The sequence below is a fragment of the Microvirga sp. BF8 genome (assembly GCF_059888585.1).
In genome coordinates, this window is the sequence record NZ_CM187619.1 from 3,453,895 (window position 1) to 3,467,587 (window position 13,693).

The 13,693-nt window shown below is 62.6% G+C and carries 13 protein-coding genes and 1 pseudogene; 12 read left to right on the forward strand and 2 right to left on the reverse strand.

All coding sequences use genetic code 11. From position 1 onward, the window contains the following. Positions 1 to 11: 11 nt before the first annotated feature. The 8 genes from AC522E_RS16335 (at position 12) to AC522E_RS16370 (ending at position 7,248) form a co-directional block, all read left to right on the forward strand. Positions 12 to 662 carry a hypothetical protein gene (locus AC522E_RS16335; protein WP_500747307.1) on the forward strand — a complete coding sequence of 217 codons (651 nt, stop codon included), beginning with the start codon at positions 12 to 14 and terminating at the stop codon, positions 660 to 662. Positions 663 to 719: 57 nt separating this feature from the next. After that, positions 720 to 2,315, forward strand: a complete 1,596-nt coding sequence (locus AC522E_RS16340; RefSeq protein WP_500747308.1) for an arylsulfatase — start codon at positions 720 to 722, stop codon at positions 2,313 to 2,315. A gap of 42 nt (positions 2,316 to 2,357) precedes the next feature. Beyond that, positions 2,358 to 2,642 carry a hypothetical protein gene (locus AC522E_RS16345; RefSeq protein WP_500747309.1) on the forward strand — a complete coding sequence of 95 codons (285 nt, stop codon included), beginning with the start codon at positions 2,358 to 2,360 and terminating at the stop codon, positions 2,640 to 2,642. 68 nt (positions 2,643 to 2,710) lie between these two features. Beyond that, positions 2,711 to 3,673 (forward strand): HAD family hydrolase, encoded by a 963-nt coding sequence (locus AC522E_RS16350; protein ID WP_500747310.1) that lies wholly within the window; start codon positions 2,711 to 2,713, stop codon positions 3,671 to 3,673. Between the two features lie 92 nt (positions 3,674 to 3,765). Continuing rightward, positions 3,766 to 4,035: a hypothetical protein gene (locus AC522E_RS16355; protein WP_500747311.1), complete on the forward strand. Its 270-nt coding sequence runs from the start codon at positions 3,766 to 3,768 to the stop codon at positions 4,033 to 4,035. Between the two features lie 194 nt (positions 4,036 to 4,229). Beyond that, positions 4,230 to 5,039, forward strand: a complete 810-nt coding sequence (locus tag AC522E_RS16360) for a hypothetical protein (protein WP_500747312.1) — start codon at positions 4,230 to 4,232, stop codon at positions 5,037 to 5,039. Between the two features lie 139 nt (positions 5,040 to 5,178). Beyond that, the gene (locus AC522E_RS16365; RefSeq protein WP_500747313.1) at positions 5,179 to 6,312 is read left to right on the forward strand and encodes an AI-2E family transporter; all 1,134 of its coding nucleotides are present in this window, start codon (positions 5,179 to 5,181) and stop codon (positions 6,310 to 6,312) included. Positions 6,313 to 6,615: 303 nt separating this feature from the next. Next, entirely contained in the window at positions 6,616 to 7,248 is a 633-nt protein-coding gene (locus tag AC522E_RS16370; RefSeq protein WP_500747314.1) for a tyrosine-type recombinase/integrase, read from the forward strand. 286 nt (positions 7,249 to 7,534) lie between these two features. On the opposite strand, the gene AC522E_RS16375 is transcribed toward AC522E_RS16370, so the two are convergent. Beyond that, on the reverse strand, positions 7,535 to 8,101 hold the full coding sequence (locus tag AC522E_RS16375; RefSeq protein ID WP_500747315.1) for a DUF1003 domain-containing protein: 567 nt from the start codon (positions 8,099 to 8,101) through the stop codon (positions 7,535 to 7,537). A gap of 728 nt (positions 8,102 to 8,829) precedes the next feature. On the opposite strand from AC522E_RS16375, the gene AC522E_RS16380 reads away from it, so the two are divergent. The 4 genes and pseudogenes from AC522E_RS16380 (at position 8,830) to AC522E_RS16395 (ending at position 11,543) form a co-directional block, all read left to right on the forward strand. Further along, positions 8,830 to 9,831: an adenylate/guanylate cyclase domain-containing protein gene (locus tag AC522E_RS16380; protein ID WP_500747316.1), complete on the forward strand. Its 1,002-nt coding sequence runs from the start codon at positions 8,830 to 8,832 to the stop codon at positions 9,829 to 9,831. Between the two features lie 102 nt (positions 9,832 to 9,933). Next, on the forward strand, positions 9,934 to 10,251 hold the full coding sequence (locus AC522E_RS16385; protein ID WP_227384458.1) for a DUF1330 domain-containing protein: 318 nt from the start codon (positions 9,934 to 9,936) through the stop codon (positions 10,249 to 10,251). 200 nt (positions 10,252 to 10,451) lie between these two features. Continuing rightward, positions 10,452 to 10,724: pseudogene (locus AC522E_RS16390) on the forward strand (PAS domain-containing protein); the annotation flags it as partial. A 207-nt stretch (positions 10,725 to 10,931) separates the two neighbouring features. Further along, complete coding sequence (locus tag AC522E_RS16395; protein WP_500750732.1) at positions 10,932 to 11,543, forward strand: sensor histidine kinase; 612 nt, start codon at positions 10,932 to 10,934, stop codon at positions 11,541 to 11,543. Here the strand turns inward: AC522E_RS16395 and AC522E_RS16400 are convergent. Then, positions 11,540 to 13,318 carry an SLC13 family permease gene (locus AC522E_RS16400; RefSeq protein WP_500747317.1) on the reverse strand — a complete coding sequence of 593 codons (1,779 nt, stop codon included), beginning with the start codon at positions 13,316 to 13,318 and terminating at the stop codon, positions 11,540 to 11,542. The two genes, AC522E_RS16395 and AC522E_RS16400, sit on opposite strands and share 4 nt — an antisense overlap. Between the last annotated feature and the right edge of the window lie 375 nt (positions 13,319 to 13,693).

Genomic DNA, 13,693 nt, shown 5'->3' on the forward strand with positions numbered 1-13,693 from the left:
GAGTTCTCGCCATGTTCAGCAAGCCATTCGCCTGTCTTATCCTGATGATCGGAGGCCTCTGCGCGACAGGAGGTGCGGTGCTCGCGCAGGATGCGCCGGCCAACCCGCAAGTGCCGATCAGGAAGGCCATCGGTCGGGTCACACCCACCGGCCCGGTCCCCTCGCTCGCCGTACTCAACGCGGCCGGGGCGAAGCTCGAGGGCAATAAGCTGACCTTGACCGGCGTGTCGCCGAACTCGATCGTGTTCGCCGACCGGCCCGTGCGGGCAGCGGGGCACGTGGCCACGCAGCAGTTCATCATGCAATGGGACGAGGGCAAGGACAGCTTTGCCAAGGATCCCCCCAACGCCACCGTGTCCGTCCTGGGCGGCGACGGCTCGAAGGTGAGCGACGCCGTCGTCACCCTGAAGGCGCCGAAGCTCGAGGGCGCCAACCTTACCTTCGACGTGGCGGTTCTGGAAGGCAATCTCGCCGGAGCGAGCGGGCCGGCGGCCCTGTTCATCGACGATTTTGGCCGCTACTGGCACGCCCCTGCCTATCATGGCGCCTGGTATGGGCGGTCGGGGGTCTCCAATTACAGTGCGGCCTATGCGGCCGAGAATTCGGCCGTCATCCCGAATGTGTGCGGCTACTACCCGTACTCGCCCTGCGGCAACGAGTAACGGTCCTTGCGCCGGCGCAGGATCTGGTAAGCCATCGAAAGTGCGAGGACTTGAAACATGAAAACCCATTCGAAGCTCGGGTTCGGACTGTCCACCCTGATCGCCTCCGCGATGGCATTCAGTGCGCCAGCGGCGGCGCAGCCGCAGAAACCCAACATCGTCGTGATCATGGCCGATGACATCGGCTTCTGGAACATCAGCGCCTACAACCGCGGCATGATGGGCTACCGCACGCCCAACATCGACCGCATCGCCAACGAGGGCGCGATCTTCACCGATTATTACGGCCAGCAATCCTGCACCGCCGGCCGTGCCGCGTTCATCACCGGGCAGAGCCCGTTGCGGACAGGGCTCCTGAAGGTGGGGCTGCCCGGAGCGAAGGAAGGGCTGTCGGAGAAGGATCCGACGATTGCCGACCTGCTCAAACCGCTCGGCTATGCGACGGGCCAGTTCGGCAAGAACCATCTCGGCGACCGCAACGAGTTCCTGCCGACGGTGCACGGCTTCGACGAGTTCTTCGGCAACCTCTACCATCTCAATGCCGAGGATGAGCCCGAGCATCCGGACTATCCGAAGAACCCTGCCTTCCGGGCGCAGTTCGGCCCACGCGGTGTTTTGAAATGCGTCGCCACGGCCACCGACACGCCTGGCGACGATCCTCGGTTCGGCCCCTGGGGCAAGCAGAAATGCGACGACACCGGTCCGCTCACCAAGAAGCGCATGGAAACCATCGACGAGGAGTTCCTCAACGCCTCGCTCGACTTCGTCGACCGCGCCAATCGCGATCAAAAGCCGTTCTTCCTGTGGTTCAATCCAAGCCGCATGCACATCTGGACCCGGCTCAAGCCCGAGTCGCAGGGCAAGACCGGACTCGGGATCTATCCGGACGGCATGGTGGAACATGACGGACAGGTCGGCCAGCTTCTGAAGAAGCTCGACGATCTCGGCATCGCCGACAACACGGTCGTGATCTACACCACCGACAACGGCGCCGAGACCTTCTCGTGGCCGGATGGCGGCACGACCCCATTCCGTGGCGAGAAGAACACCAACTGGGAAGGCGGCTACCGCGTTCCGGCGATGATCCGATGGCCGGGCCAGGTTCCGGCGCGGACCGAGATCAACGACACCGTCTCCGCCGAGGACTGGGCGACGACGCTGGTGGCAGCGGCCGGCGAGCCGGACATCAGCAACAAGCTCCTGCAAGGTTATGAAGCCGCGGGCAAGACCTTCAAGGTTCACCTGGACGGCTACGACCAACGCGACCTGCTGAGCCGCAAGGGACCGAACAAGCGACGCGAGTTCTTCTACTGGACCGACGACGGCAACCTTGCGGGCCTGCGCTACGACCAGTGGAAGGCGGTCTTCCTGGAGCAGAAGGCGCATGGCTTCGACGTGTGGGCGCAGCCGATGATCGAACTGCGTCTGCCGATGCTGTTCAACCTGCGCTCCGACCCGTTCGAGCGGGCCCAGCATGAGGCTGGCGACTACGTGCGGTGGTTCGTCGAACATGCCTTCGTGCTCGTCCCGGCGCAGGCGCTCGTCGCGCAGCACCTGGCGAGCTTCCAGCAGTTCCCGCCACGCCAGAGGCCCGGCTCCTTCTCGGTCGAGCAGGCGATGGAGAAGCTCAGGAATCCGCCGTCGAGCAACTAGATCCGATGAACGGCCCTTTTGGGCCTGGAGGAGGAAACGGTGATGAGAAGCGTACTGACGTTCCTTGCTCTCGCCTTGTCTGCAACGGCAGCCATCGCCCAGGTCGGACCGCCGACGTCACAGCGAACCTGTGGGGCGAACCGCCAGCTTGTGCTGCGGGACGGCGCCGTCGTCCTCGACACCGGCCCGCAGACCTACGCCCGCTTCGTCAAGAACGGCTCGGAATGCCTCGTCGACCAGTTTCCCGAGCCGGCCTGGGTGCCGAGCTCGAACAATCCGCAATGCTTCATCGGTTACCGCTGCAAGGACGGCTCCGACGACTTCTGACATCGCGGATGCATCGGATCATTGAACGGGAGGCAGACATGCGCTTTCGCCTATCGCAACTTGGTGTCATGGCCCTGGTCGTGGCATGGGTTTCCACGGCAGCGGCCCAGACCGACCCGCTGCCCTCATGGAATGACGGCCCGTCGAAGCAGGCGATCGTCGCCTTCGTCACCGACGTGACCCGCTCCGGTTCCCCGGACTTCGTTCCGGAGCCGGAGCGGATCGCAACGTTCGACAATGACGGCACGCTGTGGATCGAGCAGCCGATCTATGTCCAGTTCGCGTTCGCCCTTGACCGGGTCAAGGCGCTGGCGCCGCAGCATCCCGAATGGAAGGACACGCAGCCCTTCAAGGCGGTGCTCGAAGGAGACATGGCGGCCGTGGCCACCGCCGGCGAGAAAGGAGCGGTCGAGATCATCGCCGCGACGCATGCGGGCATGACGCCGGAGCAGTTCATCGGGTTGGTGAAGACCTGGCTCGCGACCGCGAAGCACCCCCGCTTCGACCGCCGCTACGACGAACTCGTGTACCAGCCCATGCTGGAGGTCCTGGCCTACCTGCGGGCCAACGGCTTCAAGACCTTCATCGTCTCGGGCGGCGGCATCGAGTTCATGCGGGCCTTTGCCGACAAGACCTACGGCATTCCGCCCGATCAAGTCGTGGGCTCGAGCATCGTCACCAAGTTCGAGATGCGCGACGGCAAGCCGACGCTGTTCCGCCTGCCCCAGGTGAACTTCGTCGACGACGGCCCCGGCAAGCCGGTCGGGATCAACCAGCACATCGGCCTCCGGCCGATCGCCGCCTTCGGAAACTCGGACGGCGACCTCCAGATGCTGCAATGGACCACCGAGGCGGGCGGACGCCGCCTGGGTGTCGTGGTGCATCACACCGATGCGGAGCGCGAGTACGCCTACGACCGCCAGTCCAAGGTCGGCCACCTCGACAAGGCGCTCGAGGCCGCGACGTCGGATCGCTGGACCGTGGTCGACATGAAGCGGGACTGGAAGACCATCTTCCCGGCCGGGCAGTAGCGGCAGCGATGGGCTGGGCCGGTGCCGGGAGGATCATTCCCGTTCGAATAGGATCCCGCCCACAGGGCGCAGGCAACCAATGAGGTCATTTCATGGCGTGGCATGGACTTCTCGTCGGGGCATCCGCCGTCGCATTCCTCGTCTGCGGCGGTCACGTGGCTTGGGCACAGGCGACGCCGCCGGAAACCCTCGCAGCGCAACTGCGGTTGCAGGGTCATCGCTGCGATGAACCCGTGACGGCGCAGCGGGACGCCCAGCTTTCGAAACCGGACGAGACCGTGTGGAACCTGAGGTGCGGCAACGCCTCCTACCGGATACGTCTCACGCCGGACATGGCCGCCCGGGTCGAGAAGCTCGATTGATGCGGGATCGACGGCGCCGGCTTACGGCCATGGCCTGGCTGGTCAAGCGGGCGGTGCCTCCGGTCAAGCAAGACCAGTTCGTTCGTATAGCGTGCCCAAGCGTACCTGGCGTCCCTGCCCGAAGCCTGGATGCCGCAAGAGCCCCGTCGGATCGGCTTCGCGTTCGGTGTGGGTTCCAATCAGGGAAATGAACCATGCCCGCGAAACGCCTTGCCTCCAACCTTATCCTCGTCGGCGCTCTGTTGCTCGTGCCAGGCATCGCGCTGGCCCAGGACGTGACGGCCAACCCGCAAGTGCCGATCAGGAAGGCCATCGGCCGGACCACACCGACAGGGCCAGTTCCGTCGCTTGCGGTTCTCAACGCGGCGGGCGCGAAGCTGGAAGGCGGCAAGCTGACCTTGACCGGCGTGTCGCCGAACTCGATCGTGTTCGCCGACCGGCCCGTGCGGGCTGCGGGTCACGTGGTCACCGAGCAGTTCATCATGCAATGGGACGAGGGCAAGGACAACTTTGCCAAGGATCCTCCCAACGCCACCGTGTCCGTCCTGGGCGGCGACGGCTCGAAGGTCAGCGACGCCGTGGTGACGCTGAAGGCGCCGAAGCTCGAGGGCTCCAACCTTACCTTCGACGTTGTGGTGCTGGAAGGCAACCTGGCCGGAGCGAGCGGTCCCGCGGCACTGTTCATCGACCACTTTGGCGGCTTCGGCGGCGGCTTTGGTGGATTCCATGGCGGGTTCGCTGGTGGTCTCGGCGGGTTCCGCGGTGGGGACTTTGATCGCTTCGGTGGTGCGGATCGTCTGGGCGGCGACCGCTTCGGCTATGCACGGGTCGGCGATGTCAACGTCGTGCGCGGCAACTACTGGCATGCCCCCGTCTATCGTGGCGCTTGGTATGGGGCGGGGGCCGGCCTTGCCGCCGGAGCCGCGTTGGGAGCGGCTACGGCGTCCCCCTATTATTACGGATACGGCCAGTGCGGCTATTACCCTTACCCTCCGTGCTACTGATTTGGCCGAGCCCTCGATGGGCGGCGCGGTGCCGCGGACCGATCGCCGCCATGATGTCGACTTGAGGCGAGACCGGAAGGTCATCGGTCCAGTCGCGCCCTGATGGAGGACGCAACGAACTCCGCCCGGGAGGGACGTAATGACGATTGCCCGCCCCACCGTGTTCTGGATCGCGATTACCATCATCGCGCTCGTGATGCTGGTGCTGTTGCATGAGATCCTGCTGCCGTTCGCGATCGGGATGGCGCTTGCCTACCTGCTCGTCCCGGTCGTCGACAGGCTGGAGCGGGTCGGGATCAATCGCGGATTGACTGCCCTGACCCTCATCCTGCTGCTGGCCGTCGTCTTCGTCGGCCTAGTGCTGGTGATGCTCCCCGCCTTCATTGGCGAGTTGCGGTTCTTCATCGATGAGTTCCCTCGCTATGTCACGCGGGTCCAGTCTCTTGCCGCGGACACGAGCCGGCCCTGGCTGCACAAGGTCATGGGCCAGGAACTCCGGATCGAGGAATCGGTCACCCACACGGTGGCTGCGATGGGCAGTGCCTGGCTCGATGACCTCCTCCGCTCGGCCTGGTCGGGCGGGAAGGCCTTGCTCTCCCTCCTCTCGCTTATGGTCGTGGTTCCAATCGTCAGCATCTACCTGCTGGTGGACTGGGACCGGATGATCGCGACGATCGACGGCTGGTTGCCTGCGGGGCAGCGCGAGGACGTCCGGGCCGTTGGGCGGGAGATCCATGACACGGTGGCCGGGTTCGTGCGCGGGCAGATCGTGATCTGCCTGATCCTGGCAGAGTTCTACGCAGGGGCCCTGCGGCTGATCGGGCTCAACCATGCCATCCTGATTGGCCTCACGGCCGGCCTGATCAGCTTTGTCCCCTATCTGGGGCTCGGCGTCGGCTTCGTCGTTGCGGCATGCGTCGCGATCGCCCAGTTCTGGCCTGACTGGACGCCCCTGGCTGTCGTGGCCGGTATCTTCCTGCTCGGCGAAACGATCGCCGATTATGTCCTGTCGCCGCGGATCATCGGCAGCCGCGTCAAGCTCAACCCGGTTTGGTTGATGTTTGCGCTGTTCGCCTTCGGCTATTTGTTTGGCTTCGTGGGCTTGCTCATTGCCATTCCTCTGGCCGCATCGCTCGGTGTCGTCCTGCGGTTCGCGATGAGGAAGGCGCTGGCCGGCCCGGATCTAGGCGCCGCGGCGCCGTTCGCACCTGACGTCGTCCCTCCAAAGGCAGTGACGCCTGGAAGCAGGGAGGTCGGGCGGTCGCCTGAGTAGATTTCTGCCTCGATGCAACGCGAAGCGGTGGCTGCCCGGCCGGGCGCACCGCCCAAAGCATGAGAGGATACTGTCAACACCTAGGCTTCCATGCGGTGCAGCCAGGGACGGGTGCCATGTTGCTTGATGCATGCGCACAGGGTGGTCCGCAGTGGGTCAAGAGAAGGAGATCGGCACAAAGTAAAGAGCGTCCCGCTTACACTGGTAAGCTGACGAAAACCTTAGAACGAATGCTCGGCCGGCTGTTGCTATCGGCAGAGAAGCCCAAGGTTCATTGCGGGGCTTCGCTTCAGGAGCACTGCAATGCAAGACATGACCGCTGACCATCCCTGCCGAACCACCACTCCATGGAACTGGGGTAAGCTGATCGGCCCCAAACCGCCTCTCAAGGCCAAAGAGATCTGGTCCATTCGGGTCAGGCTCCAAGTGGCGCATCGCATCCGGGATTTGGCCCTGTTCAACTTGGCTCTCGACAGCAAGCTGCGCGCCTGTGACCTGGTCGCGCTCCAAGTCGACGATGTGGCCCTCAATGGACGGGTGCGGTCCCGAGCCACTGTCATGCAGAAGAAGACTGGCCGGCCCGTTCAGTTCGAGATCACCGAGCAGACCCGCGAGGCTGTGGCGCGGTGGCTAGAAAACAAGGATCTACACAAGGGCGAGCCGCTGTTCCCAAGCCGGATCAATCGAAAAAGACCCATGACGACGCGCCAGTACGCTCGCCTGCTGGCATCCTGGCTTCGCGCGATCGGCCTTGATCCCCTTGCCTATGGCACACACTCACTTCGGCGTACCAAAGCATCGATGATCTACCGAAGGACCGGCAATCTCCGGGCTGTCCAACTCCTCCTGGGGCACACCAAGATCGAGAGCACCGTTCGGTATCTCGGCATCGATGTAGACGATGCTCTCTTAATTGCAGAGCAGGTTGAGATCTAAACGCCAGAGGCGGCCCGGCAACGAGCCGCCTTAGAGCCCATCATGCCTCACAGCACAACGTCCGGACTTGAGGCTTAAGCAGCCACTAGACAAACGACCGGCCCGTGCCATCACCAGACCTTCGCCAGGGCCGTGACGAGATCGGTGCAGCAACTCAGCCGAAAATGGCTTACGCGAGCTGGTACATGCCGTTGGGCTTGTCTCGGTAGAGCACGGCGGCACAGGCCTGTGGCAGCCCCATTGCTCATAGGCAATCCGGGACGCTAAAGACCAAATTCGGTGCAGGTCAGCTTGAGAGCAGTTTCGCGAGGGCTGCCCGCACCAGCTTGTCCAGTTCCTCAATCCGCTGCGTCTGATCGTGAAGCAAGCCTTCGAGATGCTCGCCGCGAATGCGGTCAAGCTTGTCGTGCAGGGCCATGATCTCAACCTCGGCCTTCAGGTTGACCTCATAATCCAGGCTCGCGGCCAACCTGTCCCTGGTGGCCTGGCGGTTCTGAGACATCAGGATCACAGGGGCTTGAAGCGCGGCGACCATCGACAGGATCAAGTTCAGGAAAATGTAAGGGTACGGATCAAAGCCCCCGCCGAAGCTGGCTAAGGCAAGGCTGTTCACGACAACCCAGGCGATAAGCATCCCCGTGAAGATCGTGATGAAGGTCCAGGAACCGCCAAACCGAGCGACCCGATCCGCCAAGCGCTCACCCAGTGTCTGCTGTTCTGCGAGAACACTGTTCACATCTCGAGCGATGTGCGAATGCTTGGCAATGTGGAGAATTACCCGCTGCTCGCGTTCGGACAATTTCGTCACGCCGCTGTCCAGCAACTGCCGAGCGAGTTGAGTCACCTCGTCCATACGCGCCCTCCGCTGTCATTCTGATCAGAGATTGCAGTCTACCCTAGACATGGGGACTGGAGGAGGCTTGCCGTTCGCGCCCGTGGCGTATCCAAGGTGATCAAGAAAACCTTCTATTGCACCCTGCGACCCGTGCCACTCTTCCAAAGATCGGACGGCGGCTGCCTACTTGCCAGGCGCATCAATCGGACCCCGCCGGGCACATAATCCACGCGAGCTCCAAGAATATCAGAGAAGCATCGTGATCCCATTTTCAAATTCCAATCTCTTGAATTACGCCCAAGTATTGCCTTTCTCTTCGAGATCATCGAATAACTCCCAGTTTGAGGCAATCATATACTTAGGTCAGATAAGCGTGTATACTTCACCAAAGTTAGGAGTGCATCATGATTCAGAGAATCAGATCCTACATTTCTTACGAAAACGAAACGATCCTCGTTGCGGCTCTGGCCTTCCTGTTCTGCGGAGCCGTGATCTTGGGATTCATGTGATGCTTTCCCAGGCGCTGATTTCGCTCCTTCTGATCGCTGGCATTCTCGCCGTCTTCACGCTGGCGCTCCGCTCCCATGGGTGAGAGAACCCTGATCGCGAACGCGGGTCCGTGCAATTTCGCTGGTGTCGCCGGTCGGTTAGGAACGAGACCCTGCACTGGCCGATTGTCCTGTAGACGAGAGGCTCTGCCGACGCGACACGGGTCTTGACAGGCCTAGGAAGGGCAGTGCCCGACAATGAACAAGCGCTCATCAGTCATGCACCGCCGCCTCGCCGCGATCTTCTACGCTGACGTGGCAGGTTACGTGCGCCTGATGAATGCCGATGAGGCCGGAACTCTGGCTCTGCTCAACTCTCGCCGCGAGGTCATGGATCGGCACATCACCCAGTACGGCGGCCGCACGGCCAACACGGCAGGCGACAGTATTCTCGCTGAGTTCCCGAGCGTCGTTGATGCGGTCCAATGTGCGATTGGCATTCAGGAGAGGATCGCTGCGGCTAATGAGGAAACCCCTGAGAAACGCCGGCTGACCTTCCGGATCGGCATTCACGTTAGAGAGGTCATGATCCGCAACGGCGACATGTTTGGTGATGGGGTGAACATTGCAGCCCGCATGGAGAAGCTGGCACAGCCGGGATTGGTCTGCCTCTCAGGAACGGCGTATGACTACGTGTCCAAGGTGCTGCCGCTGGCCTTCGACGACCTTGGGACACAACTGGTGAAAAACCTGGATGCGCCCATCCGGGCGTATTTGGCCCATCCCACGGATCATCCGCTATCTCGGGCGCTGCCACCGGTTCACCGCCGCAGTGAGTTCAACCTGGGGCGACGCTTCCACACCATTCTGAACCACGCGCTGGTGGGTGTGACCAAGCCCGAGGGCCTGACACTGGTCGAGCCTGCGGTGCTGGCCTCCCTCCACGATGCGCCTAACATCGACGAGCGGCGACTGGCCGAGCGGATCGGTATCGACCTCGCCAGTGCCCAGCGGATGGTCCGGCACCTGGAGCTTCTCGGGTTCGTCGCCCGAACATCGGGGAAACACGGACGCGACACGCGTCTCCTCAGCCTCTCGCCAGAAGGACACGAACTCTATGCACGGTTATACCCGGCGATCCTTGCTGCGCGGGATCGGGTGATGGCTGCCCTGTCGGAGCGGGAGCGGGAGACCCTGCAAGACCTCTTGGCGCGCGTGATCAATGCCAATGAACTCACGAGCCATCGCCGCTCGGGCTGATCCTTGCGAGACCACGCGGCTGAACAGAGGGGCATCCCTCAGAGCGCTATGACGGATTGCTCCAGTGTGCTGTGATAGCCCGAGCTCTCGGGGAGATATCCCATGGCCTTTGTCATGTTTCAGTATGACCGCCCGACCGACTCGCATCGCTGGAACGATTATAACCAGCGGGTCCGGGACTGGATTGCCGAGCTTCTGCAAATCCCGGGTGCGGTGTCCTTCATGGCCTATCGCACTGCTGACGGAGCCAGCCCCGACACGATCACCCTGCTCGAGTTCCAAACTGTGGAGGATGCTCGCAAGGCGCACGCATCCGAGCAGATGCAGAGAGTTCTCGAAGGTCTCCGGTCAGTCGGCGTGGCGGCCAAGATTCTGCTGGTGGAGCGCTCGCCATTCACGCCCGAGCCATTTCACACGTGAGACCAGAGCCGCGTGGGAGGCTAGTGAGCCGACGAAGAGTCAACCAACGGCGCAATATGCGCCGTCAGCCGGAGCACCGAGAATTGGAATCCGACCCAAAATCCGCCGACACCGACCAGGGAAGAGCCGAAGCGGAAATCAATACTGTTCAGCATCGCGGCGGCCCATTCGTGGCAGCGGTCGAGGCCACCCGCATGCCGATGGTGGTGACTGATCCCGGCATTGACGGGAATCCCATTGTCTATGTGAACCAATCCTTCATCGACCTTTTCGGCTATACCCGTGAGGAGGTTCTGGGCCGGAACTATTTCTTTCTGACTGGTCCTGACACCGGCCCTGAGGCCGAGAGGCTCATCCGGGCTGCCATGCAAGCCGACGAACCTCTCACCCTTGAGGTGGCGCTTCGCGCCAAAGATGGCCGCGAGGTCTGGGCGGCACAGTTCGTCAGCCCCGTCCATGATGAGCAAGGCCGCGTTATCCAGCACTTCGCGTCGTTTTGGGACATCACCCGCCGCGTCAAAGCCGAGCGTCGCACCCAGCGCCTGAACGCGGTTCTGGAGACAAGGGTCAAGGAGCGGACCCAAACGCTCCAGAATGAAGTCGACCGCAGGCGGACTCTGGAAGCGATTTTGACAGAAAGCATCCGCGAGAAGGATCAGCTTCTGAGCCAAAGGAGCGTGTTGCTGCATGAGGTCAACCATCGGGCCAAGAACAGCATCGCCATGGCAATCTCAATGCTGCGCCTTCAGATCGGGCGACAGGACAATCTCGCGGTCTCAGAGGCGTTGGAGAATGCCATCCAGCGCCTGGATCATCTCGCCCGTATTCACGAGCTTCTCTACCGGCAGGACAGCAACGACGTGCAGGCAGTTGATATGGCAGGCTACCTGACGGAGCTATGCCGGAACTTCGGCCATCTCCGGAGCCCGCGGGATCAGCGCATAGACCTCACGAGCGACGCCGATGAGATCACGTTGGATGTTGATCGCGCCATCAACGTGGCGTTGATCGCGGGGGAGGCAATCACCAACGCGCTCAAGCACGCCTTCCCCGACAAGCGGCGCGGCACCATTCGGGTTGGGCTGCACCGCCAGGGAGAGGATGTACTCCTCTTCATTGAGGACAACGGCGTGGGTCTTCCTGCCACACGGCGCACAGGGTCATTGGGCATGCGCCTGATCGAAGGTATGGCTCGTAGTCTTAACGGCACCCTGGCGATTGAGGGGAATCGGAGGACGCGGATTCAAGTGCGGTTTCCGCTCACGTCTGAGCGCAGCGATCCTGCTGGCTAGGTCAGCGGCCACACGAACAGGATGAGCGGCACCCCGATTAGGATGACAATGGCGGAGAGCGGCAACCCCAGTTTCCAGTAGTCGCCGAAGCGATAGCCGCCCGGCCCCATCACGAGTGTGTTGCACTGGTGTCCTATGGGCGTGAGGAAGTCGCAGGCTGCACCGACCGCAATCGCCATGAGAAAGGCGTCAGGTTTATAGCCAAGTTGTCCGGCAAAAGTCACCGCGATGGGAGCCATCACCAGCACCGTGGCCGCATTGTTCAGGAACGGCGTCACGGCCATGGCCGCCATCATGATCAGCGCGAGCGCTCCATAGGATGGCAAGGTGCTGGCAAGCAGCGAGAGCCATCCGGCCACGAGATCGGCACCACCGGTCGTACGGATCCCGTCGCTGACCGGGATCAGCGCCCCGAGCATCACCAGAATGGGCCAATCGATCGCTTCGTAAGCCTCCCGGAGCGAGAGTGCCCCGAGCAGGACCGTCAGGGCGGCGGCGGTGAAGAAGGCGGTGGCGACGGGCAGCACGCCAAAGGCCGTGAGCCCCATGGCGCTCGCCAGGACCACCACCGGGACGAGACCCTGCCGGACATTGCCCAGGCGGATTTCGCGCTCGGCCAGCGGCAGACAGCCGAGTTCCTTCAGCTTGTCCGGAAGCCGGGTGAGATCGCCCTTCAGCACGAGAACGTCGCCGGTCTGCAAGGTGATGTCGCGCAGGCGCTCGGTGAATCGCTCGCCGCTGCGACTGACGGCCAGGAGATTGATATTGAAGCGCTCGTGCAACGCCATGCGTTTAGCCGTCTGACCGATCAGCGCCGAGCTCGGCCCAACGACGGCCTCGATTCCTCCGATCTCTTCGCCTGCCCCCTTGCCTCGCGTGGGCCGGTCGTCCCCTTCGAGCTCCAGGTGAGCGCGGGCGACCGCCCGCTCAAGCGCTTCCGGATCGCCCTCAAGGAGAACAATATCGCCCTTGCGAAGGACAGCATCCGGCAGGGGTGCCATGTGCTCGGTTTTGTTCCGAACGATCCCAGTGACCAGGACCTCGTTGTCACATGCGTTTGCCAAGTCGCTGACCGTCTTCCCGATCATCGGCGAATTCGCCGCAACGCGCGCTTCCGTCATGTAGTCGGTGAGGTTGATTGCCTCGTCCATGGTCCCCGCGGCTTTGCGACCGCCGGGCAGAAGCCGGTAGCCGAAGGCGAGGAACGCCACGCCGGCCGCCGCAAGGCCGAGACCGACGGGGGCGAAATCGAACATGCCGAAAGGCTGCCCCGTCAGGTCCTCACGCACGCGAGAGACGATGATGTTGGGTGACGTGCCGACAAGGGTGATCAGACCGCCGAGCAGAGACCCGAAGGCCATTGGCATGAGAAAGCACGAGGGGGAGGCATTGGAGCGACGCGCCATTTGGAATGCCACCGGGATCATCATCGCGAGCGCGCCGATGTTTTTGACAAAGGCGGACAGGATCGTGACCGCTGCCACAAGAACGACAATCTGGCTCTGCACCGAGGTGATGTAAGGCGAGACCCGATGGAGGGCCGCCTCCATCACGCCAGAGCGTGCGACGGCGGCGCTGACGACGAGCGCACTCGCGACAATGATGACAATATCGTCACCAAAGCCGGAGAAAGCCGCCTTATGGGGGACAACGCCGGTGAACACCGCAGCCAGGAGCGCCAGAACAGCGACAAGGTCGTAGCGCAGCCGCCCCCAAACGAACAGAGCCATCATTCCGGCCAGTATGGCGAAGGCGAAGGTCTGGTCCTGCGTCATCGTTCTGCCTTAGACCGCGCTGCGGAGAAGGAGCCCGCGCGAGTTCCTGATCCGTCCTGCTGTCATGTTTACACCGTGCAGGGTCTCGAATCTCATCTGACCGATGCCGACGCCACAATCCCTTCGTGATCGCCTATCACCGCTCATGGAGCTTTGTCCTACAACATCTGTCGACTTTGAATCCGCCCGAGGAACTCAGATTCCTCAAAGAAAGAATGTACAAGCATGGTCAATCTCAGCAGAAGAGTGCTCCCTTTCAACCCGGGGGTTCCTGCCGCTGCCCTGTTCTCCTTCACCGATAGTTTCAGCGGCGACGCCATCGGTGCCCCTGTTGGCGCTCTCAGGGCAGTCCTGCTGCCTCTGCTGGTTGGCACC

Bases quoted from the DNA above. Each gene is read 5' to 3' on its own strand.
- AC522E_RS16335 (WP_500747307.1), top strand. From the start codon at position 12: ATGTTCAGCAAGCCATTCGCCTGTCTTATCCTGATGATCGGAGGCCTC.
- AC522E_RS16340 (WP_500747308.1), top strand. From the start codon at position 720: ATGAAAACCCATTCGAAGCTCGGGTTCGGACTGTCCACCCTGATCGCC.
- AC522E_RS16345 (WP_500747309.1), top strand. From the start codon at position 2,358: ATGAGAAGCGTACTGACGTTCCTTGCTCTCGCCTTGTCTGCAACGGCA.
- AC522E_RS16350 (WP_500747310.1), top strand. From the start codon at position 2,711: ATGGCCCTGGTCGTGGCATGGGTTTCCACGGCAGCGGCCCAGACCGAC.
- AC522E_RS16355 (WP_500747311.1), top strand. From the start codon at position 3,766: ATGGCGTGGCATGGACTTCTCGTCGGGGCATCCGCCGTCGCATTCCTC.
- AC522E_RS16360 (WP_500747312.1), top strand. From the start codon at position 4,230: ATGCCCGCGAAACGCCTTGCCTCCAACCTTATCCTCGTCGGCGCTCTG.
- AC522E_RS16365 (WP_500747313.1), top strand. From the start codon at position 5,179: ATGACGATTGCCCGCCCCACCGTGTTCTGGATCGCGATTACCATCATC.
- AC522E_RS16370 (WP_500747314.1), top strand. From the start codon at position 6,616: ATGCAAGACATGACCGCTGACCATCCCTGCCGAACCACCACTCCATGG.
- AC522E_RS16375 (WP_500747315.1), bottom strand. From the start codon at position 8,101: ATGGACGAGGTGACTCAACTCGCTCGGCAGTTGCTGGACAGCGGCGTG.
- AC522E_RS16380 (WP_500747316.1), top strand. From the start codon at position 8,830: ATGAACAAGCGCTCATCAGTCATGCACCGCCGCCTCGCCGCGATCTTC.
- AC522E_RS16385 (WP_227384458.1), top strand. From the start codon at position 9,934: ATGGCCTTTGTCATGTTTCAGTATGACCGCCCGACCGACTCGCATCGC.
- AC522E_RS16400 (WP_500747317.1), bottom strand. From the start codon at position 13,318: ATGACGCAGGACCAGACCTTCGCCTTCGCCATACTGGCCGGAATGATG.